Source organism: Anaerotignum sp. (genome assembly GCF_031981185.1).
In the GTDB taxonomy this organism is placed as follows: domain Bacteria; phylum Bacillota; class Clostridia; order Lachnospirales; family Anaerotignaceae; genus Chakrabartyella.
In genome coordinates this window covers 34,165-60,555 of record NZ_DALYUL010000007.1, presented here as the reverse complement: position 1 = coordinate 60,555, position 26,391 = coordinate 34,165, and the positions used below count along the sequence as shown (strand labels likewise).

The following is a 26,391-nucleotide window of genomic DNA, read 5'->3' as shown; positions in this document are numbered from 1 at the left end:
AAAACCATTTCAAGAAGCGTTATCAATGTATCCCCAACTAATTAATCATAGCTGGATTAAAAAGCATATTGAGCAGATTGTTAGGGGCGAAAAACATAAAGCATTAGCTGGAAAGATTCTGGTAGAAGGATTTTATTGTTATACTTGTCCAGATTTATATGCTTTTTGTGAGTGGCTGTTTATGGGAGTAGAGAAACCAAAAGGTCTAATTCCTAAAAATATGGTCTATAACGCACATTATGCAGAAAATGAAAAGTATGAGAACGTATGCTGTCTAAGAAGTCCCCATTTGTCAGCTCATGAATATGCAAAAAGGAAGTTAATTAAATCCAAAGAATGCAAAGACTGGTTTCATGGATATGATACAGTTGTTAGTTCGCATGATTTAATTAGTAAATATTTGATGTGTGATTGGGACGGGGATGAAATATTAATTACACCATCTTCAATATTATTTGACATTTCAGATGATGTACCACCTCTATATTATGAAATGAGCAAGGCTAAACCAACTACTATTACGAATGATACAATTTATAAAACCCTGAAAACTGGATTCGAGAACAGTAATATTGGAGAAATTTCAAATGCAATAACCAAGGAATTTAATAAGAGGGGTTTGCCCAATTATGATTTAATAAATGTCTTAACTGCTAAAAATAATTACGTCATTGATTATCCGAAAACAGGAGTGGATATTGATTTAGGACGGTATAAAGTTTTATATAAACAACTAAAAAATGATGCTAAAGTGCCATATTTTTTCCGTTGGGCTAAGAATAAAAAAGAGGAAAGTTGTAATGAACCTTACTTAGGTACTGGAGGCAATGTGGTTGATAGAATAAGTTGTTATATTAAAAAGCATTCCAGATATAATTATACTTATTTTGATGGTGAGAAAGATAAGAAGTTTAATCCTGAGATGCTGAAAAATAATGAATTAAATAAGATGGAAAAGCCTAAATATAAGGTGAATACAAGTGACGAAAAATATATCCAACTAGAAACATTGCTGCGAGAGTTAAAAAAGCAAGAACAGATGTTATCCCAAGCAAACGATTGCGAAATTGACTATCGTGATAAAATGGTGAAATTTGATATATTTACATATCATTGTTCAAAGGAAATACTAAAGATTTTTACCAATAAATATGGTTTCCAAAATGAAAATCTAGCTGTAAATTATATGGTTGATGTTGAATTTTACAACAAATATCATTGTAATAAAAGCAAAAATATTTTGTTTAATTGTTTTGGACATGTTATTGTGAACAATATCAAGAGAAATCTAACACTAGATAAAGAGGTAAAATCCAAACCTAGAATGTCCTACGTAACAGCCAAGAAATCGTTAAAGCATGACGATGAATTTACTAAGTCAGTGGATAAGAGAATCTTAGACATCTTAGATAAAACCGTAAACATTTCAGATAAAGAACTAGAATTAATAAATGATAAAGAAGCATTTTCAACCGTTGCTAAAAAGGGTAAATTAAAATACAACGCTAATGATAGATTGATCTTCTTTGTCCTATTATGCTTGTATAAAGCTAGGAAGGACAGGACATTAGATTATTTTTATGTTAGTAAGAAAGCAAAACGCAAAGTAACTGCAAATCTTGTAAATTCGATTGCTGGTGTTAAAAGTTTTGATCAGGCGATTATCAGGCTGAAAAATTATGAAGTTTTAGATTATGATTATCAATCCAGAAAACACTATAAGATATGGTTTCCTAAATCTCAGGACGCAAATGCTGGTAAAAGTGTTTTAGAAGTAAAAGATGTATATAACTCTTTACCTTATTTATATCAATATACAGAAGAAAAGACGGTATCAGAATGCGTATTCTGCAAGAAGTTATTCGTCAAAGAAAAAAATAGCCAAAAAACATGTAGTGGAAATTGCTCAAAAGCAAACGATAAAATGAAGCAAGATTTACGAAATGAAAAAAGAAAAAATGTTGAAAAAGTATAAGATAACAAATTAACGAAAAAGAAATTTATGGAATGTGTTTAAAAGTGCTTATTTTACTAGCCTTTTAGCACATTCTTTTTTTTATGTGAGTTTCTATATAGGGAAGGAAGTGAAATTTGCAAAAAAAGTTGTTATTTTTAGCAATAAAGTTTGACAACCTTTATTTATATGCAAATTTGACAAAACTGAAAATATGAAAGGGGAAAAATATGTGTGATGGAAACTTTAAATGAAGTGGTATGTAAATATTTAAAAGAGAATGGGGTTACGCTGAAACATTTCAGTAAGTATATTAACGTGGAATATACATCATGTAGTAAATGGATACACGGGAAGAAGGAATTGCCTAATGAAAAATTGAAAAAAGTTCATGAATTTCTGAATGGAAATAGTATTAAAAGGATTAGTGAGATTTTAAAAGAATAGAGAGGAGGGCATTATTTGGGAAAAAATCAAATTATGTTAGAAGATTCTACAAAAGAGTTTTTAGTTAAGTTAATTAATAAAGCATATTATAAAACATCAAATATTGATGAATTAAAACAAATAGAAAAATTGAAAAAAATGCTAGGTGAAGAATCGGAATTATGGCTATATAACAGTTTTAATTAAAAAATTGTAAAATATACAATTAAATCATAAAACAAACAAAAGGAAAAGTCAAGAAAAATTTTAAGGAGGATAAAAAACATGGAAACAACAAAAGAGCTTGAGGTACAGAAATTCACAGAAAAAGAGGTATTTGATGCAATAAATAACTTGGATGATAAATACATAGAGGTATTAGGGGAATTAAAGCTTTCAGAGATTGCACATATGGTCAATGAGAATCTGGCTGATGAATATGTAAATTGCTACGAGGCGGCAATTGAGAAGCATAAACTTACGGTTTCTGCGATTCGCTTATTAGGAGACGAATTAATGCATCCAAAGTATGAGTCTTTGGAGCTGGTTAAAAAATTCGATAAGATGAAGGATATTGACAAAGGACAATTTCTTTACGAGATATTAAAAAATGATCAGAATGCGTGTGAAGTTCTAAAAGCTAGTTACACTAGGGTTGCAGAGGAAGCGGAAAAATCACCAGAGCTAAATATAGTATTTGAGAAAATGGGATTGAAGAAGTTTTTACTAAACTTAATTAGTTGGTGCAAATAAATTGTAAAGGAGAAATTTAAATAAATGTCACAAAATAATTTTGTAATGAAGATCATAGCGTCTCTCAATATGCGTAAAAGTAAGGAACAAATAAAAAACGATGCACAGAATTTAGGGGGAATTAAAGTTCCCCTAATTGGTACTTTGCTAAAATCAAAGACAAAAGCCCAAATTGCCAAAGACTTATCAAGTTTAAATGCATCAACGGGACTAAAATTAAAAGTAGATTCAAAAAATGTAAATAAAGATGTACAACTTGCAACTCAGCAAGCGCAGAAGCAAGCAAAACCGATGAAAATTAATTTAGAAATTAAAAAGGAAAAGTTAATAAATGATATTAAGGTTCTTGCGAAAACCAATAGTGCCATGTTTAAAGATGTCGATGTAACATCAAAATATAATGCTCTCCTTGATAGTGCAAAGTTTGCCAATACCTCTAAAGAGCTGAGGGGGGTTAGACTTCAGCTATCTGCGTTACGCTCTGAGCTAAAAGCAACTGGTTTAGCGGGTCTTAATTTAACAGACACACTAAAAAGGGGAGTACGTAGAGCTGGCGAATTATTCGGTAGTTATGGTTTAATTATGGCTGGTATACGCCAACTTAGAAATGCGTGGACAGAAGCATTAGCCTTGGATAAGGCTTATACCAACCTTAACAAGGTTCAGGATGAATTGAGCAGAAGTGATTATCCAGAATATCTTGATATGTGTAATAAAAAAGCAAAAGAATTAGCAACTTCTCAAAAAGAACTTATTGAGGGAGCTACTGAATTTTCTAAATCGGGATATGATTTATCGAAAAGTAACCAACTTACGGAAAAATCTACTATTTTATCAAATGTTGGTGATATGACTGCATCCGATTCTGCAAAGGCAATCATCTCTGGTGTACAAGCTTATGATGACATAGATGGATTTACGGATGTAGTTGATAAAGCAGATGCTTTAATTGACAAATACAATGAGATAGGTAATACGGCAAGTATTACAACTGCGGAGATTGCTAAAGGTGTACAGGCAGTAGGTAGCGTTTTTGCTGATGCCAATACTGATGTAAATGAGTTCATCGCTTTGCTTGCTGCGGGCAATAGGCAATTCCAAGATGCAGACAGTTTATCATTAGGCTTACGCACCTCAGCCCTAAGAATTCGGGGCGCAACGGCTGAATTAGAGGCAATGGGCGAAGAAACAGATGGTGTAATAACATCTACTTCTAAATTAGCAGAAAAAATTCAAGCACTAACTAATGTGAACGATTCTGGTGGGGTTAATATCCTTGAAGATGATGAGAAGACATTTCGGAGCATATACGATATATATGTAGATATTGGTAAAGTATATAAGGATATGAGTGATGTTGACCAATCCGCATTGCTTAATCTTATTGCAGGTACGCATAGGGCTTCAGGTATTAGTGCAACTCTCAATAATATGGCAGAGGCGCAAGAGATTTATAAGAATAGTTTAAATTCCAGCGGTTCCGCACAAAAGGAATATGAAACATACTTGCAGTCTAGTGAGGCGGCATTAAATAGATTCAAGGCTAGTATGACGGAGACATACCAATCAGTAATTGATGGTGAAACAGTTAAGGGATTACTTAATTGTGGGACTGCATCATTAGATTTTGCCAACAATCTTGGATTAGTGGAAAGTTCTTTAAAGGGTATTGTAGCAATAGGAGCTGTAAAAGCAATTACTATGTTATCCGCTGCTTTTCATAATTCTGCTATCAGAGCAAGTAATTTTGGTTTTGCTTTAAATACAGTTAGAGATATGTCTGTAATGACAAAAAATACAACTGAATATAAGAATGCATTAAATGTATTGAAAAATGTATCTCTCAATCTTTCGGAAACACAACTAAGGCAGGTATTGGCAAGTAAAGCTTTAAATGATGTAGACCGTATAGCAATTTTACGCACGACTGGTCTTACTAAAGTGCAAGCACAAGCTAAATTGGCACAAATGGGTTTAACTCAATCCACTAATGCACAAGCAGTAGCTAATGTAGCAGCGACTACAAGTACATTCAGTCTGACAGCAGCGGTAAGTGGATTTGGTATGACACTAAAGGCTGTATTTCTAAGTAATCCTATTGGTATCTCAATTATGGCATTAAGTATGCTTGTTGGTGTTGTTTCCAGTAAGATGAAAGAAAACGCTGAAAAAGCCAATGAATCAAAACAAGCCTTCAGTGAGTTAACTTCAGAGATTTCAAGTATTAATGAGGAAATTAAAACTACATCTGATAGATTGAAAGAGCTGAATGCTATTGGATATGATAATCTATCTATTGTAAAAAAAGAAGAATATGATCGCCTGGTATCTACAAATGATGAACTTGAGCGTGAACTTCGGATCAAACAAGCACTTGCTGATGTAGCAGGGAAAGAAGCTGCAACTGATGCTTCTAATGCATTAGGTAAGAAATCTGAAAATAGTATTTCTCAAGCTAATACTTATGGGAGCGGTTCTCAAACCGCTGTCAAAGTGGATAGGCTAGACTATGTTGGCGAGAATATTGATTTTGCAGAGCAACAGCGTGAAGCCTTAGATAGAGCAAAACAAGCCCTCTATGATTACGAAAATGCCTTCTCAGGCACAAATGAAGAATTAGTTAATGATAGTACATGGAAACGGTTGAATTCTAATGTTGATGGAATTGCTGATACTATTACTAATACTGAAAAAGTAATTTCTGATACATATACAGGTATTGAAACAGATTCGGAGGGCTTAGTAGATTCCACTGGCAAAGTTATTGCTGGTTATGAGGACATGTATAATAGAGTACAGTCTATTAAAAATAGATTGGATGGCTACTTCAATCATGAACCAGAAGTAGCGAACATTGATTCTTTAAACAAGCTTTTTGATAAAGACAAAGTTTCATCCCTATCTAACAAACAACTTGAAATTGCTTATTCTATAAGAAATATTGGAGACTTAACATGGGATGAGCTAAATGAGAAGCTCAAAGAAGTAAATGAACTTAAAGAAGACGCAAAAGAACCAATCACAATGTCCATGACTATCTCTGGCATTGAAAGTTTATCTGATGGCTTTGAAAAAATATCTGCAATTTACAATGATATAAAAGACAAAGGTGACCTTGATTTTGGTAGCTTAATAAACGAAAATTTTGTAGCCACATTTGGTCAATATGAAGGTGCTTATAATACTTTCATTGAAACAATAGCCAATTCCCCTACTGATATTGAAGCTTGTCAAAAGGCATTTAATGATTTAGCTACTGAATGGTTCTATGGTCAGGATGTTTTAAAGAATATTACAGATGAAACATATAACGCAACTGTTGCAATGTTGGAACAAAAAGGCGTAGCTAATGCAAGTGCTATAGCTTCAAGTGCTTTAGCAAAAAGCAAGATAGAGGCTTTTCTAGCAGGAAAAGATTTGGTTGATGTAACAGAAGATGAAATAAGATCATTCTTGCAAGAAAATGGTGTAGTTGAAATCACAACTAGTATGATTGACGCTTTGCAATTAGCTAAAATGACAGCTAATGGAACAGCCTTAAATTTTGATGGTGACATTGAAAATATAATTAAGTTTACTGAAAAACTTGGTGGAAGTATTGTTGCTCTTAAAATGCTCAATGAAGCTAAGAAAGCAGAAGCACAGGGAGAAAATTCGTACGCTTGGTCTGGAATGTCGGATGTTGCAAATGCAGCTAAACAAGAAGTGCAAGACGCCATTAGTAGTGCTATGGACATTAAGGTTAATTATAAAGCACCACCATCTAAATCATCTACATCTAAATCATCTAAAGAAGTTGAAGCTTATAAAGCTGAAATTGATGCGTATGCTAAACTACAAGCTGAATTAGATAAGATTCAATCCGACATTTCTGCCAATGAAAAGAAATATGACAATACAGATAGCGAAAGAGATAAAATTGCCCTACTTCAACAAAGAATTGCTCTCACACAAAAGGAGCAATCGGCATTACACAATCTCAACAATGCAAGAGATAAAGAGATTGGTAATAATGTTAAACTTCTTCAACAGCAAGGATTTGATGTTAGTTACAATCCCGATTCAAATAACTTAGAAATTAGCAATTTAGAGCATTTAAACGACCTAAAGGGTAAGAATCAAGAAAAGACAAATGACTTAATCAAAGAATACGAAGAGTTAATCAAGTCTACTCAATCTTTAAATGAGGAAAATAAAAAATCATCTACGTCTTGGTGGGATAGTTACTATAACTTATCTAAATACAAAGATGAAATTAAAGATCTCAACGAAGAAATTTATAATAAAGAAGTAGATAGTCAAGAACACTTATTAGAGCTGTTATCTTCTGTTAGTGGTACTGAGGCTCAACAAATTGCTATTCGTGAAAATATGCAAAGAAAAGCCTTGCAAAGAAGACAGGTATTAATTGATGAGGATTATGCTACTAATATTGAAGAAATTCGTGATTTAGAAAACGCTTGGAAAACTTATTATGACAAAGTTCTTGAATTACAAAAGCAACAACTTGAAAGTGAAAAGAAATTATTAGAGCAACAAAAATCTGATAGAGACTCTACCCTATCTGCTATTACAAGTGTGATAGACGATGAAATTAGTAAGCTTCAAAAGGAAAAAGATGCCTTATCTGAAGCTAATGATGAGCGAGAAAGAAAACTTAAACTTCAAGAATTAGAAGCTAATGCAGAAAAAGCTCGTTCTCAAAAGACTGCTTATATTTACAGAGAGAATCGTGGATTTGAATATGAAGTCGATCAGACAGCAGTAAACGATGCTCAGAATGCTATTAAGGATTATAAGTCAGAGCAAAAATTAAAAGACAAACAAAAAGCTTTGCAAGATGAAATTGATAGTCTACAAGAATATAAAAACAAATGGGAAGAAGTAGCAAATGCTGTTGAAGAGCAAGAGAATAAACAAAAAGCAGCGATGTTACTTGGTTCAAATTGGAAGAGTAAAATCATTGGTCAAGATACTAGTGTGCTCACTGATTTTAAGGATGATTATATCGATGTAGAAAAATCAATCAATGAAAAGACTAAAGACATAGAAACAATTACTACTGAATTAGCTAATCATCTTGACACCGAGTTTACCAGAATAATAAAGTCATTTGAAGATATGACGAAAGCTATTGGTGGAGCATTTGGAATAGAAGTTACAGACGCAGCCAATAAGGAAAGCACTCCAACTCCTGCATCCGAATCAAAGCAGAAATCATCAAATAGTTTTTGGGACAAAATCGTTAGTAAAGTTACGGGAGTATTTGATTTATTAACAGGTAGTACATCTAATAACACTTGCACATTAGAAGAAAACAATACCAATTTAAAAACTTCATCTAGTAGACAAAAGTCCAATACCGAAGAAGTAAAAGATAACTCAACAAATGTAAAAAGCAATAGCACTTATGTTGATACCAATAGTACAAAACTGTCTGATAACAGTTCTTCTGTTGATACAAATAGCGATAACATTGAAACATTAAATGATACGCTGATTACTTCTACAGATAAAATAGTTAGTGCGGCAGAAACCGTAGCAACCGCAAAAGAATCTAGTTCTGACGATGATGATTCGAGCAGTAGCTCAAGTAGCGGCAGTTCTGGTAGCGGTATTGGCAAAGTAATTGGTAAGGTTATTGGCGGGATTGGTAAAGTTATTGGTAGTTTGACTAAACACCACTCTGGCGGGATTATTGGAGATACCTCTGATAAATCTAAAGCATTATTTGAGCTTTCAAACCAGAAGCTTAAATCAGATGAAGAAGTTATAATTGGACAAAGCGGAGAACTTGTTTTAACAAAAGAACAGCAGAGTAATATTGTAGATAGACTCAATCAGATGTCGTCTTATAATCAATCGTTGTTTTCGAGTTTATCTTCCAACTTGGGGAATTATACTGGGTATTTACCAAACAATTTCAATGTACCTACAGGGATTATGAGCGATTATAGTGTTAATGGAAATCAAGGGAAAGAAACACATCCATTACAACCTATTCATATTGAAAATGTAAACTTTTCTGATATTCAGGAAGTGAAACAAATTCAAGAGGCAATTCTTACATTGCCACAATATATAGCTCAAAAATCAACAAGTGGGTACAATAGATAAGAAAAATATATTATTAAAATAAAACCCCCTGTCGTATAATGAAATAATCATGTATAGATTGGGTTATTATGGTTATACGATGGGAGAGAAAGTCAGGACTACGCATGAAAAGATTAAACAAAGTGCGTAATGGTAGATTCTAAATTCTTAAGAATAACTTTAGTCAAACAAAAATATTTTTCTAAATCCCATTAAAAGTATTTTAACTTGCAGATGAAAATGTTATAATATGTAAATAAATCAAAATATTATAATTAAGCGCGAAGTGTGTAAGGTGGGATAAAAATGAATGAAAAAGCTATTGGCTTTAGAGTGACGCCAACTGAGATATATTATTCGATAGTAGCCAATCTAGAAGAAGAATTCGAAATTATTAGCATATCAAAATTAAAAATACCTGTATCTATTGATCTTCCAAGTCAACTCAGTTATATTAGAAATACAATTAGTACAATAATATCACAATATCAAATTTGTTATGCGGGCATTAAGCTAATTGAAGGTAATGCTAGAGGATCCATAAACAATGCCTTGATTTTTAGATTTAATGTAGAAGGAGGATTAATGGAATTGTTTTCAAATAGCACTATTAGGAAATATTTTCTAGGTGTGACATCTAATATTGCTTCTGTGCTAAAAGTAAAAAAAGGTAATGCTCAAGAGATGTTAAAGGCAGTAGTTGATATAGACAACTATAAAACTGATGATAATAAGAAAGTAAGTGCAGAATATAAGGATGCTGTAATAGTGGCATTAGCTGCAATGGAAGTAGGTGTTACTGGTGAGTGATACTATAAGTTTTATTAAGTTTACAAAAACAGGAGAAATAGGTAGTTTAGAAGGTAAAAATTCTCATGTTTTTCTGGCAAAAGATGATCAATTAGGTGTAGAATTGGTAATTAAACAATTGGATAAAAAGAAATTCAAGTCGGAAGAGTATTTTCTCGAGTCAAAAATGCTATATAACTGTAAACATCCTAACATTGTAGAAATTCAATATGCGTCACAAGACAAAGACAACATTTATCTTGCAATGCCATATTATAGTAAGGGATCGTTGAATACTTTAGCTAAGCATCGTTATTTGACAGTAAGAGAAATTATTAAATATTCTTTAGATTTATTAAGTGGTATTAGTTATATACATTCTAAAAGATTAGTGCATCTTGATATAAAACCAACAAATATTTTAATTGATACTACAGGAAGAGCATTACTTACTGATTTTGGGTTATCGAAATATTTAGATGAAAATGGAATTGCTGATCAACCAAATACATATTTAGTACATGCAGACCCAGAATGGTATCAGCATTCTGGAAGAGATGTCCAATCGGATATCTATCAGATCGGGTTAACAATATATAGGTTATGTAATGGTATAGATATATTGCAAAACACCTTAAGAAAACAAGGGATTACAAATCAGGATTCTTTACGAATAGCAGTTTTAAAAGGGAAATTCCCTGATCGGAAGAACTTTTTGCCACACATTCCTAAAAAACTACAAAAAATAGTGTTAAAAGCTTTAGAAGTTGACCATACTAAGAGATATCAAAATACTATAGAATTGATGAATGACTTAAGTACAATTGATTGTAGTTTGGATTGGATTTACACAGGAGACAATAATACTCCCTACACCAAAATCACTGAGGAATATAGATACGACATTAATGTAAATACTAAAATTAATCATATTGAGTGTTTAAGAAAAAAACTTAGTACTGGTAAAGCTACTAAAGTGAAGGGATATTGCTTGGATTATAGCTCTGAACATGGTGATTTAGATAAAAAATTAAGTGAGATTGTAGGAGGGATTGATTAAGAAAGGTGGAATTGCTATGAAGAGAGTAACTATTTCCTCAAAGCGGCAAACTCGTGAATACATTTCAAATCAACATCAGGAAAATGATTTACACAGCAGAATGGTAAAATCAAAGTGTATCGACTACAGAAACAATTCAGAAATAATTGAACTGGGCAATGGATATTCTAAGATAATAGCGAAAGATAGGTTAAAAATAGTTAAATAATAGTATTCAAAGCATCTACCTAACCAGTAGGTGCTTTTTGTTTTATAACCACGTACAACAGCATTTTGATTTAAGAAAGGTTGTGACACATATAGAAAAAGTAATGAATGATAAAACATTATTGCAAATCAATGAATTATGTGCTTATTTAGGTATTGGAGAAACAAAAGCAAGAGAATTATTAAAATTGCCAAGAAATGGATTTTCATTGAAAATTGGAGCTAAATGGTATGCTCATAAAGAAAGACTCGATAGTTGGTTATTAGAACAATGTGATAAATATTAAGGCTTGAAAATATGACCATTTTATAATAAGATTAACTTATTATTTAGTGGTCTTTTCTTTATTACTAGTAAAGGGAGGTAGCAAATGGGAAAAGACCTTAAAGGAAAAGAATTAGGAGCAGGACTTAGACAAAAACCTAATGGGATGTATTCAGCTAGATATGTTGATAGATTCGGGAAAAGACAAGAGTTGTATGATAGAAACCTTTCTGATTTAAAACGGAAATTAAATACCGCTGTGTATGATGATGCCCAAGGAAACAATGTTGTGGATAATTCAATTACATTAACAACATGGTTCGAAAGCTGGATGGAAATACATAAATACAAAGTTATTCGCAATAACACGAAAATGCATTATATGCAGATATTCGAAAAACATATTAAGCCAACATTAGGTAGAAAAAAGCTAAAAGAGATTACTCAGTTAAATGTCAAATCATTGCTTAAAGACCTTGATAAAAAGGGATATAAGTATGAAACACAGAATAAAGTTAGAATCATGCTTTTGGATATATTCGATAAAGCCATGATTGATAACTATGTGATTAAGAATCCTTGCAAGGGTATCAAGTTAGTGAGAGATGAAAAGAAAGATATGAGGGTTCTAACAAGAGAAGAGCAAACAGAATTCTTTGAATGCTGTAAAGGCACATTTTATGATAACCTTTTTGTTGTGGCAATTTCGACAGGTTTGAGACAAGGAGAATTATGCGCTTTAACATGGGATGATATTGACCTCAATAAAAAGGAAATAACCGTTAATAAGACTCTCCTGTATCAAAAATTAGAAGGTGATAGTGGAAAAAATTTTCACACCAATCCACCTAAAACAAAAACGAGTAATAGGACTGTTCCAATTACCAAACAATGTGAATTGGCATTGAAGAAACAATTCATACAGAGAAATAATGTAATGGCTAAAAAATCTGCTAAACCGCTACAAGGCTATGAAAATCTATTGTTTGTAACAAAGTTTGGGACACCTATTAATGACCAAATAATGATTGATGCACTCAAAAGAGTATTGGAAGAAATAAATCTTTGCAGGGATGAATTGGAGCAGTTTGAATACTTCTCTCCACATTGTTTTAGACATTCATTTGCGACAAGATGTTTCGAGGCAGACGTTCCACCTAAAACAGTACAACAGTTTCTAGGTCATGCGACCTTACAAATGACCATGGATTTATATACACATGTTTTAGGAAATCAAAAACAAGAAGACATGCAGAAATTAGAAAATATATTGGATGCAGTTTTTGCGAGCGGAGACAGCATTGTAGAAGCAAGATTCGTAAAAGAAAAAAATAATGAAAACAAAGTAATTGATATTTCTAAAGTGGGGTAAAAATGGGGTACTCCCATTTAAATCGGAGTATGTAACCGCTAAAAACCCTAAGAAATAGGTGCTTTAGATAACATCAACCCTTTACTATGATATTCCTACTACGTCTATCAGACGACTCCCTATGATATTACGAAAATTAATAGATGATACAGTGTATTAAAGGGTTTAAGGATATTCACATGATTGGATAAGTATCGTAAAGTATCGCAAAACAGTACCGTTTTGTGCGAAAGTGGGGTACAGATGGGGGTACGATAAGTTATTAAAAACAACTATTGAAAAGACCATTGAATATTATTTTGGACATTTGAATAAGTGTCTGTGTGTGAATAGAAATATGACCATGCAGGCACTTATTTTAGTTCCTAATTAAATAAAAAAAAGTAATTAGACTAAATGGAGTAGGTAGCCAAAATCTATATTTCAACTGCTGTCAATGATGAAAAATAACAATAAAACAGGGAAGTTATAGCAGAAAATGGACCATCATTATATTAAAAATATGTACGTGATTTTTAGGTCTGGGGGCGTGGGGCTCAGCCACCGCAAAACCTAACGCCGACCGCCACACCAGATAGGTAGAACGGCCATAACATTTTTGCTAGTAAAGATAAACAAGTCCTGCTATAATCAATTATATAGTTTACGTTGTATGAAAAGGAGAAAATGCAAAAATGATATTAGGAGAAAATAGAGGTTTGAACACCTTTACATTAAAAATGCTAGCCGTGTTATTTATGCTACTTGACCACATCTATCTATATTTCTTTTCTCCATCTGTAGGAGCGCCTTTAATACTCACATGTATTGGGAGGGTTGCGTATCCGTTGTTCCTGTTCTGCATGGTCTGGGGTTATCACTATACGAAAAATCGAAAAATCTATCTGCTACGGCTCTACCTGTGTAGCTTGTTTATGACAGGATTTGCATATGCCATTGACTATTATTTGCCCACCAATGGATTTGGGTATGGCAATCACAATATCTTTCTAAATATGTTTTGGGTAGGGTTGCTTATCAGTACAATTGAAATTTTTCAAAAAGACCGCACAAAAGGCGGCATCATGCTTGGAGCCATATTCGCTGTACAAATTCTATACTTCTATGCTGAGATAATATTGCACACCGTTTTTCCCTTTATGCCTGGATTGAGTGGTGATACGATAGCCGGCATTATCCCCAATATTTTCCTAAATGAATATGGTTTTGAATTTATCGCACTGGGCATTCTGATGTACTTCCTCAAGGAAAAAAAGAGCTTGTTCTGCGTCATGTATGTCATTTTCTCTATTGCGCAATTCAGCAATGAGGTGGTCTATGGTGAACTCGGGATACCCATACAGTGGCTGATGATAGCAGCTTTACCTCTCATGTTGCGCTACAATAATGAAAAGGGATATGGTATGAAATACTTTTTCTACGTTTTTTATCCTGCACATACGTTCTTGCTGTTTTACGTAGCCAACTTTGTCTTGGGTAAAGTATAAGGTTCACTAAAATAAAAACAGGGTAGCAAGATAGGAGAAAAACTTATCCTGCTACCCTGTTTTTATAACTCAATATCCTGCGTTCGTTTGGGTTGCAGTTCCCGTTGTTCTTGTTGTAAGATACTGTAAAAACTCTTTCTGATTTGATCGGCTGCTTTACCTTGTCTTTGAAGGAAAGATAAAAAATACTTTTTATATATGATCCAATAATTGGTAAAAAAATTGGAAAAACTGTAGTGTTTTTGTTGAGAATTACTCTATCGAAAACAACTACATTTTGGTATACTGAAAAAAGATTTTATTCTGAAATAATACAGATGGTATACGGAGGAACTTGCCATGAATAGGAATTTTAAAAAACTGATTACAGCGGCATTGACTTTGACAATTGGGCTATCGACCATGTCTCAAGTTGCTTTTGCTTATGATGTACCTCAGGTTGTACGAATCGGGCTGGAAAGTATCTGCAAAAACAAAGCCACTGCCTCAATCGGTGGAAGAGAGTTATTGATTGGAACAGAAAAAAATGGCTCATTCAGGGAAGAGGGATCAATTTCCTCAAGCACAGGTTTTACCGCTAACATTGCCTCCGGTGAATATGTTGCAATTGAGGAAGAAATGAGTCAAGGGAATGCTTCTGATTTAGCAGACATTTTGTCACGCTTAGGTCAACAGGCATACTTGGCCTATCTGGGGAATGACGTATGGACGGTTTATGTTTCTAGCAGTTCTGTTTCTGAGGTGGAATCTGCCAGTCGATACAGTGCAACTAGAGTGAATTTTACAGGCATACGTTTAGATGGAAGTCAAACATCTTTTCTTTTCCCCACGGATATAAACCCTGCATTTATGGGAACAGGAGAGCAGGATACCTTTAGCATAAATGGCAAGAGCTACAGGGGCATGCTTACATTTGTCATGCATGGTGGAACGATGACAGCGGTAAACATAGTGGATTTGGACATGTATCTATATGGGGTTGTTCCTGCCGAGATGCCCGCTTCTTATGAAATGGAGGCTTTAAAGGCTCAGACAATCTCTGCTAGAACTTATGCGATGATGAAGATTAGCGCTTATCGTAGCTTAGGTTATGAATTTAATGATACAATAAGTTGTCAGGTTTACAATGGATATAGTGGTGAGTCAGCTAGAAGCACTCAGGCTGTAAATGCAACGTCAGGAGAGATTGCTGTTTACAACGGAAGTCCTATTGAGGCATATTTCAGTGCTTCCACAGGGGGTTATACTGAAAATAGCGAAAATGTTTGGGCCAATCCATTGCCATATTTGAGGGCGGTACCTGAGATAGCAGAGGATGGAGATAACTCTTGGAAAGTTACCTTAACTCTAAACGACTTAGATGCACTGCTTTCGGCAAAGGGTGAGAATATTGGTAGTGCTGAGGATATTGTGATTACAAAGCTTTCCACGGGTGGAAGAGTGCAGGAAATGAAGATTGTAGGTTCTAGAGGTTCAAAAACACTTACCAAGGAAGGCATTCGAACCTATTTTTCCGCAGCTTCCAGCGGCAGTCTTCCAGGGAAAATGTTTACAATAAATGGTAAGGGTGGCGAAATTGGTATATATGGCGAAAATGGTAAGCGAAGCGTAAGCGGTAACAAAACTTCAAATACAGGTAGCGGTACCTTGGCAGAAGTTGCTGCAAAAAATGGTATTGTCGCCAATACCGAAGGCTCCTTATCCGCAATGAATGGAAGAAACATCTCCATTTCTGGAGGGAGTACCGCTGGATCATATGTATCCCAATCTTCGGATTACGAAATTTATTCTGTGGACATCAGTACAGTTGACAATAGTGGCCGTTTTATCATTGAAGGAATCGGCAGAGGGCATGGCGTGGGATTAAGCCAAAAAGGCGCGCAGGCTATGGCAAAGTTGGGTTATAAATATGACGAAATATTGAAATACTATTATACAGGCATTACAATCGAGGGATAAGCATGGAATTAAGAGAATTCTTATTGCAACAGCATGGTTTTGCAGATGATAGTGAAAACAAAGTCTATTTTACCGATAGAGGTCTAACAGAAGAACCGAAGGATAATGAATTTTGGATTTTTCTTGATGAAGGCTTGCGTTGCGGCGGCACAGCAAGAAAGATTCCCTGTGACAAAGAGCATATTGAAGAGGTATTATTGGGTTGTGGGAAAAATAATTTATGGCAAAAAGTTTTAAAACATATTGAAGTCTGGGAAAAAGAGAAGTAAACTTAGCAGTGGCATAACTTCAAACTTTTTTAGAAAAAATTTAAAACAGATAAGTTTATTGCCTATTATAATAAACTTATCTGTTCCTTTTGTTTTAAAGGGAAAGGTATAAAATGGAATACTATGCCTTAAGATAAGTGAGCATAAAAATATAATATTACTATCAGAAAATAATGAATTTAGGAGTTTAACATGAAAACAAGTGATTTTTATTATGATTTACCCGAAGAATTAATTGCGCAGGAACCATTAGAGGATAGAGCTTCTTCCAGACTATTGGTTGTTGAGAAAGATACTGGGACATGGCATCACAAACATTTTAGAGATATCAAAGAATATTTGCGTAAAGGGGATTGCTTGGTTATTAATGACACCCGTGTGTTACCTGCGCGCCTATATGGAGAGCGGGTTGGCACTGGAGCAGTGATGGAGATTCTCCTTTTAACAAGAAAAGATTTGGATACGTGGGAGGTATTGGTTCGACCCGGAAAAAAAGCTAAGCCGGGAGACAAAATCTCCTTTGGCAATGGCAAACTGATTGCTGAGGTTTTAGAGGTCATTGAAGGTGGAAATCGAATCATTCGTTTTTCCTATGAAGGTGTTTTTGAAGCAATTTTGGATGAATTGGGAGAAATGCCGCTGCCACCTTATATTACTCACCGCTTGGAGGACAAAGAGCGCTACCAAACCGTTTATGCCAAGCATGAAGGTTCTGCTGCTGCACCTACGGCAGGCCTGCATTTTACCCCTGAGCTTTTAAAGGAAATTGAAGAAATGGGAGTTCATATTGCCCATGTTACCTTACATGTTGGTTTGGGAACCTTTCGACCGGTAAAAGCCGAAGATATTTTGGAGCATGAAATGCATTCGGAGTATTACTTGGTTGAGCAAGAGCAGGCAGATATTATTAATCTAGCAAAGAAAAATGGCGGACGCATTTTTTCTGTTGGAACAACCAGTACAAGAACTTTAGAATCTGTTACGGATGAAAATGGATTAGTACAGGCAAAAAGTGGCTGGACACAGATTTTTATTTATCCAAGCTATAACTTTAAAATAGTAGATTGCCTGATTACAAACTTTCATTTGCCTGAATCCACATTAATTATGCTGGTTTCTGCTTTGGTTGGAAAGGATTTAACCATGACTGTATATGCCGAGGCAGTGAAGGAGAAATATCGTTTCTTCTCATTTGGAGATGCTTGTTTGTTTTTGACAAAACCATAAGGCGGTGAGGAAATGGATCTTTTTGAATATAACCGAAGCTTAAGAGGAAATGGGGATTCTCCTTTGGCTGCCCGCATGCGTCCAAAAACCCTAGAGGAATTTGTGGGTCAAGAGCACATTGTGGGAAAGGATAGGTTGTTATACCGTGCAATCAAAGGGGACCGAATCAGTTCCGTTATTTTTTACGGACCTCCCGGCACAGGGAAAACTACCCTAGCGAAGATTATTGCAAACACAACGAAAAGTGAATTCCGACAAATCAATGCAACTACCGCGGGGATTAAAGATATTAAAGAAGTTGTATCTGATGCAAAGGACAGACAAGGGATGTATGGAACAAAAACCATATTGTTTATTGATGAAATTCATCGTTTTAATAAAACCCAACAGGATGCCCTTTTACCCCATGTGGAGGATGGTACCATTATATTAATCGGAGCAACCACAGAAAATCCCTATTTTGAAGTGAACAAAGCCCTTGTTTCCCGTTCTATTATTTTTCAGCTAAAGCCCTTAGCGCAAAAGGATATTGAGAAACTTCTACTTTGGGCAATAAGTGATGTTGAGCGAGGAATGGGTGCTTATCAAGGGGAGATCGATCCAGATGCACTGGCTTTTCTTGCAGACACTGCCAATGGGGATGCCCGAACGGCATTAAATGCATTGGAGCTTGCGGTACTGACTACCGACAAAGGGAGTGATGGTAAAATCCATATTACATTGCCAGTTGCAGAAGAGTGCATTCAAAAAAGGGCTTTAAACTATGATAAGAATGGTGATAACCATTATGATACCATATCCGCATTCATCAAAAGCATGAGGGGTTCCGACCCTGATGCCGCTTTATATTATTTGGCAAAAATGATTTATGCCGGAGAAGACCCAAAGTTTATTGCCCGAAGGATCATAATTTGTGCTTCTGAGGATGTGGGGAATGCAGACCCCCATGCCCTTCAGGTTGCCGTTGCGGCCATGCAGGCTGTTGATTTTATTGGATTGCCAGAAGGACGGATTCCCCTTGCTCAAGCAGTGACCTATGTTGCCTGTGCGCCGAAAAGTAACGCAGCCTATATGGGAATCAATAAAGCCTTAGAGGATGTAAAAAACATTCGCATTTCTTCGGTACCACCCCATCTAAAAGACGCCAGCTATGGTGGTTCAAAAGAAATGGGCGATGGTATTGGTTATTTGTATGCTCATAACTATCCCAGCCATTATGTGAAACAACAATACCTGCCTGATGAATTGTTAGGAACAGTTTATTATGAACTATCTGACAGTGGGGTGGAAAAAAGAATTAAAGAACATATGAGACGCTTGAAAGGGGATTCTTAAATATAATTTTTATTGTCGCAGCAAGGAGGTGCTTTTTTGGTTTTACGACAAATACCTGTTAATATTTATGATTTTCCGCAACTGGAAAACTATTTGGCGTATATGGCGGAGCAAGGATTATTTTTAAAGAAAGTATTTGGTTTTGGAATTTTTCAAAGAGGGATAGGAGAGAAAGCAAAATATCACGCAGAGTTCCTAGATGGTTCCAGTGGAAGTCTGGATAAAGAAAAACTCACCCCATTTGAGGAAGCAGGATGGGAATATATATGTAAAATTGATAATTCTCTTTACATTTTAAAAGCCAAGAGCGAAGAAGCGAAAGAACTCACCATTGAACCTGATGCCTTAAAGGAGAACTTGATCAAAGCTAAAAAGAAGAACAGAAATATTTTGTTGTGCCTCATACTTTATTTTTTAATTTTGTCTTTTATAGTATATGATGCCCCTTTGTTTGAGTTTCCAGCTTACTACGCAATAGAGGACAGCGGTATTTTATACATTTTAATATTGCTGATTATGTGGATTTTTGCGGTAATTTTAGAGTATAAGAATATTAAAAACATAAGGCATTGTCTAAAATTTGGCTGTGACTATAGTCAAAAGGATACATATCCCACCCAATATAGACGGGTACTCACTAACATTGCATTTATGTTATTATGGATATTTATGATTTCTATCTATTTTTATAGCCACCTTGCTGGCTGGGAAAAGCCTCTGGTAGAATATCAAGGTAAGCATCCTGGCATTTCCTTGTCTACAATAGAAACAAACCCTCATTTGCAGTTGGAAGATAAAGATACATCTGAAGAAATTCGGCATAGTATAATTAAATATCGTTGGACTGAATTGGCACCGGAAATTTATGAGGTGGAAGAAAGTGGACAGATAGAAGGGAAAGAAAAGTCAATGGAACTAGATACGCACTACTATACCCTTCGCTTTCAATTTCTTGTGGATCCATTTATAAATGACTATATGAAATACAAAAAAAGTTTCTATTATATGAAAGACATAGAATGGGAAAGCATAGAAAATACAAAATTTGATCAAGCATATTATTGTCATTCTGGATACTATCAAGGATTCTTTGCTTCCGTAGATAATAAGGTGATTTGTGTGCAGTACTATAGTGATGAGGACTTATCTGATTTCGAGGATAAGAATTTATCCAAATTTGGTGATGAGATTTATCAATCGCTTATCCAGTTTGAGTATTCTAAATAGTATGAAGGCAACTTTCCAATGAATAGATATGTTCCTGCTACAAAAAGATAATAAATGGCAGTTACTTAGAATTCTTATACTTTAGATTTCATTCGGATAATCCTTCGTTTTCAACCCCCTTCGAATGATAAAAACTCTTTGATATACAATGGCAACCGCATTCGGTTGCTTTTTTATTTTTGCAGTTTGCAAGGAAATAAATGGTAAAAATTGTTTGAAAATATCGTTATACGATATTATACTAAGAATTAATATCATTTATTGATATTATAAGGGGTGATACCATGGCGAAAAAAGCTTTTGAAGGTCTAACAGAAAGTATGTATTATATTTTAATGGCCTTTTCACAAAGGGAAATGTGCGGTACAGATGTCGCCCAATTTATTAACCATCGAACAAAGGGTAGAGTGAAAATTGGTCCGGGCACACTATATACTATTCTGGCTCGTTTTGAAGAGGAAAAAATTTTTGAAGAAACAGCTGTGGAGGGAAGAAAACGTATTTATCGCATTACTGAAAAGGGATACGGTATGTATCAAGACGAACTTATGCGATTGAAGACTTGCATTTTTGATAGTGAGGGGGACATTTTATGAAAACTGTAAGAAGAATAATACCTGCACATTTTCTTTCCGGAAATATATATGATATAGCTCAAACAGAAGCGTACCTTAGCCATATGGCATCCAAAGGCTTTTTTATAAAAAAAATTGGATTGATTACTTCTTTTGAAAAAGGTATTCCGGAAAAAACGAAATATCGGTTAGAACCAGTAAAGAAAGAGCGTGAAAAACCAGATGAAGAAATACGTGAGTACTATGAAACGCAAGGTTGGAAATATATCTGTACCTTCTGCTTCTTTCAAATTTACCAAGCAATTAGAACGGATGCAATGGAAATTCATACAGAACCCATTACCCAAAGCGAAACTTTCGCTAGTTTGAATAAGCGTGTAAAATATATGTTTTGGTATATAGCAATACTTTCCTTCACTTGCATCAGTGTGACTTTATACGCCTTGTTACATATACACCCTGTTTATAATAGGGTGAAATCAATATATAACATTGCACAAATCCCAATGATTTTAATGTTTCTTTATGCTATTTGCTCGTCCTTTTGGGATTATAGAAAGATAAAAAAGCTAAAACAGCAATTGGAAGCGGGAATTAAAATGAAACACGATGATAAATATAAGCCTTCTTATAGGCAGTACTTTTCATTGGCAGTGCCAATTATCATTCTCGCTTATATGTTCTTAGCATCCCAGTATAACAAGAAAGTCTACTGGGATGAGAGTTTATTTACTTACAATGGTAACCTTCCAACCATATCCATCACCGCTTTAGAAATTGCCCCTAATTTTTCAATTGAATATGGCAAAGATTTTGTTGGAGATAATATTAGCTATGTTTCCCATCACTGGACGGAATTATCACCACAAGCTTATCAAATTAAGGAGCAGGGAAGACTAGAGGGTAAAATGAAGAAAGCTAACGCGGGAGTCTCTTCTCCTTTAATGGAAACAGAATATTATAATATGAGGTTTCAGTTCCTTTCTAAAATACTTTTTGATGAAATGCTTCAAAATAAAGTTGAAAAAGGTTCCTATGATATAGTGCAATACCATAAAATGCAAAATACAGAATTTGATGAAGTAACTTTGGTTGATTCAGGGGATATTCAGATGCTGTTTGCCAGAGCGGGGGAAGATGTGATTTATGTTTCATATCACGGAAACGGTAGCCTTGAGTCTGTGGTCGAACAAATTTATGATGCAGTAACGAATTTCAAAGATAATAATGTTTGATATGAAAATTCAACTCAAAGCAAGGGTAGATTATCAAAGCCTTGAGGGCTTTGCCCTCAAGCACCCAATAAAATTTGAGAAAAGTTTTGCTATTCTTTTTTATAGAATTTAAGTGTAATCTAATTTTACCCTTGACTTTCTATTTTGTTGTGATAAAATTATTTTGATATTGAAAGAATGAATGGCTATGAAGGTGAAAAGTATACAAGTAAAAGGCAGCAGAGAGAAAACGTCATCGGCTGAAAGCGTTTTTGGCACAGAAGCTTGTAGAAGTTCCCACCGGAGCTGGTTTTCTGAACCATAGTAGGAAAATCCGATTCATGCTCGTTACGCATAAGAGTGCCTGTGTTTGCAGGAATTTGGGTGGTACCACGGAAGTCTTCGTCCCTTTGTCGGATGAGGGCTATTTTTATTTGGAAAAAGAATTGAGAGGAGAAGCGTTATGAAGGATATGTTGAAATTAATCCATGACAAGGCAATTGCGGCCTTCCATGAAGCAACGGAAATGAAAGATATTGAAGATATGAAAGTGAAATATCTGGGAAAAAAGGGTGAATTAACTGCCATTTTAAAAGAAATGGGAAAGCTTTCCGCAGAAGAACGTCCCATTATTGGTCAGCTGGCCAATGAAGTAAGACAGGACATTGAGAATAAATTGGAGGAAGCGAAGAAGCGCTTGGAAGCGGCTGAAATTACCCACCGCTTGGAAAATGAGAAGATTGATGTTACCATGCCTGGGAAACCTCAACCCAGTGGACATAAGCATCCTATGAGCATTGTAATTGATGAGATTTCAAATATTTTCATGGGAATGGGCTATGAAGTCATTGAAGGCCCCGAAGTAGAGCAGGAGTATTATAACTTTGAGGCTTTGAACATTCCTGCAAACCATCCCGCAAGAGACGAACAGGATACCTTCTATATCGGCAATGGAATTTTATTGAGAACACAAACCTCTCCCATTCAGGTTCGTACCATGGAAAAGGGTAAAATGCCTATTCGTATGATTTCCCCCGGTACAGTTTATCGTTCTGACGAGGTAGATGCAACCCATTCTCCTGTTTTCCATCAGTTAGAAGGACTTGTAATTGATAAAAACATTACCATGGGTGACTTAAAGGGCGCTTTGGCTGTATTTGCAAAAGAATTGTTTGGCGAAGATACAAAGGTGCGTTTCCGTCCTCACCATTTCCCATTCACAGAGCCTAGTGCAGAAATGGACGTAACCTGCTTTGCTTGCGGCGGTGAAGGCTGTCGTGTATGTAAGGGTGAAGGCTACATCGAGCTTTTGGGCTGTGGCATGGTGCATCCTAAGGTATTAAAAATGAGTGGGATTGACCCCGATGAATACAGCGGTTTTGCTTTCGGTATGGGTCTTGAGCGTGTTGCAATGCAGCGCTATGGAATTACCGATATGCGCTTATTATTTGAAAACGACGTGAAATTCTTGAAACAATTCTAAGAGAACCCAAAAGCTTTTATTTGAAAGGAGAGTTATTATCATGGATTTACCGATGTCCTGGTTAAAAGAGTATGCCGATGTAAACGTAGGCATTAAAGAATATGTAGAAGATATTACAATGAGCGGCTCTAAGGTAGAGGGTTATACTACTTTAGCGGGAGAAATTAAAAATGTTGTTTCTGGCTATATTAAAGCCATTGAAAAGCACCCTGATGCGGATAAACTTCAAATCTGTACTATCGATGCAGGTCAAGGTAAGGATTTGACCATTGTAACAGGAGCACAAAATATCAAAGTAGGGGATTACGTGCCCGTTGCTTTAGATGGTTCTGTAATTACCGGAGGAAAAGAAATCAAAACTGGTGCGCTGCGTGGAGTTGAATCCCAAGGCATGCTTTGCTCTGTAGAAGAATTGGGCTGTGATCGTCATGATTTCCCCGAAGCACCTGAACATGGCATCTATATCTTCCCCGAAGCGGTTGAATTGGGCAAGGATGTCTTAGAATTGTTAGACATCAAAGATGTGGTTGTGGAATTTGAAATTACCTCCAACCGTCCCGATTGCTTTAGCATTTTAGGTTTGGCAAGAGAAACTGCTGCAACCTATAAAACTGAATTCAGATACCCTGAAATCACAGTTAAAGAAGAGGGAACAGGCAAAATTGAAGAAATGATTTCCGTTGAAATCAAAAACCCAGACCTTTGCCCCAGATATATTGCAAGAGCAGTAAAGAATGTAAAAATTGGACCTTCTCCACGCTGGATGCGCAAAAGATTAAGAGCCGCAGGCGTTCGTCCCATCAATAATATTGTAGATATTACGAATTATGTTATGCTGGAAATGGGTCAGCCCATGCATGCATTCAATATTGATTGTATTGCAGATAGAAAAATCATTGTGAGAAATGCAAAAGCCGATGAAAAAATTGTAACGCTTGATGGGGTTGAAAGAACACTGAATGAATCTATGCTGGTGATTTCTGATCCTGAAAAGGCAGTTGCCATTGCAGGTGTTATGGGCGGCGAAAACTCTATGATTAGTGAAGATGCGGAAGCAATTTTATTTGAATCTGCAAATTTCAATGGCCCTAACGTGCGTATTACTGCAAAAAATGTTGGTTTGCGTACAGATGCTTCCAGCAAATATGAAAAGGGCTTAGACCCTAATTTGGCAATTGATGCGGTAAACCGTGCAGTTCAGTTGGTTGAAATGCTGGGTATTGGTGAGGTTGTTCCAGGCATGGTGGACAGCTATCCCAATCAGCGTAAGCCTTGGGAGCTTTCCTATTCTCCAGAATGGATTAATAAATTCCTTGGAACAGAGATTACTGAGAAGGAAATGCAGGCAACCTTTGAACGCTTGGGTATGGTTGTTGACCCTATGAAGCATACAGTAATTGTACCAACCTATCGCCCTGACTTGGAAGCACAGGCAGACTTATCAGAAGAAGTTGCTCGTTTCTTTGGGTATGATAAAATCCCCGATACTTTAGCATCGGGCACACCTACCGTTGGTAAGAAAAATTATGAGCAAACCATTACTTCCTTGGTAAAGGATACTATGATTGCTGATGGTCTTTGTGAAGCAATGACCTATAGCTTTGAAAGCCCTAAGGTATTCGACAAGATTTTGATTCCCGCTGACAGCAAATTGAGAGAAACCATTACCATTTCCAATCCTTTGGGTGAAGACTATAGCATTATGCGTACCGTTTCCTTCAATGGAATTTTGAACTCTCTGTCCACCAATTACAATAGACGTAACGAACAGGCAGGCTTATTCGAGGTTGCAAGGGTTTATTTGCCTAAGGCGTTGCCTTTGACAGAATTGCCTCACGAAATCCCCACATTAACCGTTGGTATGTATGGAAATATGGATTTCTACGACTTAAAGGGAATTGTGGAGCATTTGGTTGATGTTTTGGGCTTGGCTGGAAAAGCAGAATATTTGCCCGAAAAGGAAACTCCTTGGATGCATCCCGGTAGAACTGCATGCTTGAAAATAAACGGAGAAACCGTAGGTTACTTTGGTGAATTGCACCCCGTTGTTGCTAAAAATTATGAAATCGGCACAAAGGCATACATGGCAGTTCTGGATTTGGAAAAGATGACTGCTTACGCAGATAGAAATGTAACCTATAAGCCTTTGCCTAAATTCCCCGGCATGACAAGAGATATCGCTATGCTTGTAAAAGAGGATGTTACAGTTAAGGAAATCAGCGATATTATTCAGAAAAACGGTGGAGAATATCTGGAAAGGGTAACCCTGTTTGATGTTTATAAAGGTGCTCAAATTGAAGCTGGATATAAATCCGTTGCGTATTCCATTTCCTTCCGCAGTGCCGAGAGAACCTTGGCAGATGCAGATATTTCTGCTGCAATGCAAGCAATTTTGAGCGGTTTGTCTACAGAATTGGATGCGCAGTTGAGAGATAAATAATTAAAAGCAACAAATGAACAGTTTAGAAATGCCGTATAGATGATAATTGGACTTTATTGAAGTGAATTTTTTCACCGATCGTAAGGCAGAATAAACGGAATTTTCATGGAGCTGTGCAAGCTTTCTAGCAAGATATATATCTAAGAAGAAAGAGACCTCATTACCTTTGGATAGTGGGGTCTTTTTCTTATGTGGATAAAATAAGCCGTCTTAAAGAATTTATAATAGAAGTGCATTGCAGGAAATCGAAAAA

At 35.6% G+C, this 26,391-nt stretch carries 19 protein-coding genes, 1 pseudogene and 1 other annotated feature; all 20 genes and pseudogenes read left to right on the top strand.

The window, feature by feature from the left end:
- Nucleotides 1-1,975, top strand: a pseudogene (locus RTK36_RS05475) (hypothetical protein); the annotation flags it as partial.
- Nucleotides 1,976-2,188: 213 nt separating this feature from the next.
- Nucleotides 2,189-2,401: a helix-turn-helix domain-containing protein gene (locus RTK36_RS05470; RefSeq protein WP_312045098.1), complete on the top strand. Its 213-nt coding sequence runs from the start codon at nucleotides 2,189-2,191 to the stop codon at nucleotides 2,399-2,401.
- A gap of 15 nt (nucleotides 2,402-2,416) precedes the next feature.
- Nucleotides 2,417-2,587: a hypothetical protein gene (locus RTK36_RS05465; RefSeq protein ID WP_312045097.1), complete on the top strand. Its 171-nt coding sequence runs from the start codon at nucleotides 2,417-2,419 to the stop codon at nucleotides 2,585-2,587.
- Nucleotides 2,588-2,665: 78 nt separating this feature from the next.
- Nucleotides 2,666-3,133 (top strand): hypothetical protein, encoded by a 468-nt coding sequence (locus RTK36_RS05460; protein ID WP_312045096.1) that lies wholly within the window; start codon nucleotides 2,666-2,668, stop codon nucleotides 3,131-3,133.
- 24 nt (nucleotides 3,134-3,157) lie between these two features.
- Entirely contained in the window at nucleotides 3,158-9,250 is a 6,093-nt protein-coding gene (locus tag RTK36_RS05455) for a phage tail tape measure protein (RefSeq protein ID WP_312045095.1), read from the top strand.
- Nucleotides 9,251-9,535: 285 nt separating this feature from the next.
- Complete coding sequence (locus tag RTK36_RS05450) at nucleotides 9,536-10,039, top strand: hypothetical protein (protein ID WP_312045094.1); 504 nt, start codon at nucleotides 9,536-9,538, stop codon at nucleotides 10,037-10,039.
- Nucleotides 10,032-11,078, top strand: a complete 1,047-nt coding sequence (locus tag RTK36_RS05445) for a serine/threonine-protein kinase (protein ID WP_312045093.1) — start codon at nucleotides 10,032-10,034, stop codon at nucleotides 11,076-11,078. The genes RTK36_RS05450 and RTK36_RS05445 overlap by 8 nt, the downstream gene beginning before the upstream one ends.
- A 16-nt stretch (nucleotides 11,079-11,094) precedes the next feature.
- The gene (locus RTK36_RS05440; protein ID WP_312045092.1) at nucleotides 11,095-11,286 is read left to right on the top strand and encodes a hypothetical protein; all 192 of its coding nucleotides are present in this window, start codon (nucleotides 11,095-11,097) and stop codon (nucleotides 11,284-11,286) included.
- Nucleotides 11,287-11,323: 37 nt separating this feature from the next.
- A complete protein-coding gene (locus RTK36_RS05435) occupies nucleotides 11,324-11,572 on the top strand; it encodes a helix-turn-helix domain-containing protein (protein ID WP_312045091.1) in 249 nt (82 codons plus the stop codon).
- A gap of 84 nt (nucleotides 11,573-11,656) precedes the next feature.
- Nucleotides 11,657-12,922, top strand: a complete 1,266-nt coding sequence (locus RTK36_RS05430; RefSeq protein ID WP_312045090.1) for a tyrosine-type recombinase/integrase — start codon at nucleotides 11,657-11,659, stop codon at nucleotides 12,920-12,922.
- 674 nt (nucleotides 12,923-13,596) lie between these two features.
- Entirely contained in the window at nucleotides 13,597-14,409 is an 813-nt protein-coding gene (locus tag RTK36_RS05425) for a TraX family protein (RefSeq protein WP_312045089.1), read from the top strand.
- Nucleotides 14,410-14,748: 339 nt separating this feature from the next.
- Nucleotides 14,749-16,368: a SpoIID/LytB domain-containing protein gene (locus tag RTK36_RS05420; RefSeq protein WP_312045088.1), complete on the top strand. Its 1,620-nt coding sequence runs from the start codon at nucleotides 14,749-14,751 to the stop codon at nucleotides 16,366-16,368.
- A gap of 2 nt (nucleotides 16,369-16,370) precedes the next feature.
- On the top strand, nucleotides 16,371-16,637 hold the full coding sequence (locus RTK36_RS05415) for a hypothetical protein (protein ID WP_312045087.1): 267 nt from the start codon (nucleotides 16,371-16,373) through the stop codon (nucleotides 16,635-16,637).
- Nucleotides 16,638-16,829: 192 nt separating this feature from the next.
- Nucleotides 16,830-17,864 (top strand): tRNA preQ1(34) S-adenosylmethionine ribosyltransferase-isomerase QueA, encoded by a 1,035-nt coding sequence (gene queA, locus RTK36_RS05410; protein ID WP_312045086.1) that lies wholly within the window; start codon nucleotides 16,830-16,832, stop codon nucleotides 17,862-17,864.
- 12 nt (nucleotides 17,865-17,876) lie between these two features.
- Nucleotides 17,877-19,199, top strand: coding sequence for an AAA family ATPase (locus tag RTK36_RS05405; protein ID WP_312045085.1), 1,323 nt, complete (start codon nucleotides 17,877-17,879; stop codon nucleotides 19,197-19,199).
- Nucleotides 19,200-19,235: 36 nt separating this feature from the next.
- Nucleotides 19,236-20,426, top strand: a complete 1,191-nt coding sequence (locus tag RTK36_RS05400) for a DUF2812 domain-containing protein (protein ID WP_312045082.1) — start codon at nucleotides 19,236-19,238, stop codon at nucleotides 20,424-20,426.
- Nucleotides 20,427-20,710: 284 nt separating this feature from the next.
- Nucleotides 20,711-21,022 carry a PadR family transcriptional regulator gene (locus RTK36_RS05395; RefSeq protein ID WP_312045080.1) on the top strand — a complete coding sequence of 104 codons (312 nt, stop codon included), beginning with the start codon at nucleotides 20,711-20,713 and terminating at the stop codon, nucleotides 21,020-21,022.
- Nucleotides 21,019-22,236 carry a DUF2812 domain-containing protein gene (locus RTK36_RS05390; RefSeq protein WP_312045078.1) on the top strand — a complete coding sequence of 406 codons (1,218 nt, stop codon included), beginning with the start codon at nucleotides 21,019-21,021 and terminating at the stop codon, nucleotides 22,234-22,236. Before RTK36_RS05395 ends, RTK36_RS05390 begins: the two co-directional genes overlap by 4 nt.
- A gap of 178 nt (nucleotides 22,237-22,414) precedes the next feature.
- Nucleotides 22,415-22,628, top strand: a binding site (T-box leader).
- Nucleotides 22,629-22,678: 50 nt separating this feature from the next.
- Nucleotides 22,679-23,698, top strand: a complete 1,020-nt coding sequence (gene pheS / locus RTK36_RS05385) for a phenylalanine--tRNA ligase subunit alpha (protein WP_331654967.1) — start codon at nucleotides 22,679-22,681, stop codon at nucleotides 23,696-23,698.
- Nucleotides 23,699-23,738: 40 nt separating this feature from the next.
- Nucleotides 23,739-26,138, top strand: a complete 2,400-nt coding sequence (pheT, locus tag RTK36_RS05380; protein ID WP_312045076.1) for a phenylalanine--tRNA ligase subunit beta — start codon at nucleotides 23,739-23,741, stop codon at nucleotides 26,136-26,138.
- The last annotated feature ends 253 nt before the right edge of the window (nucleotides 26,139-26,391 follow it).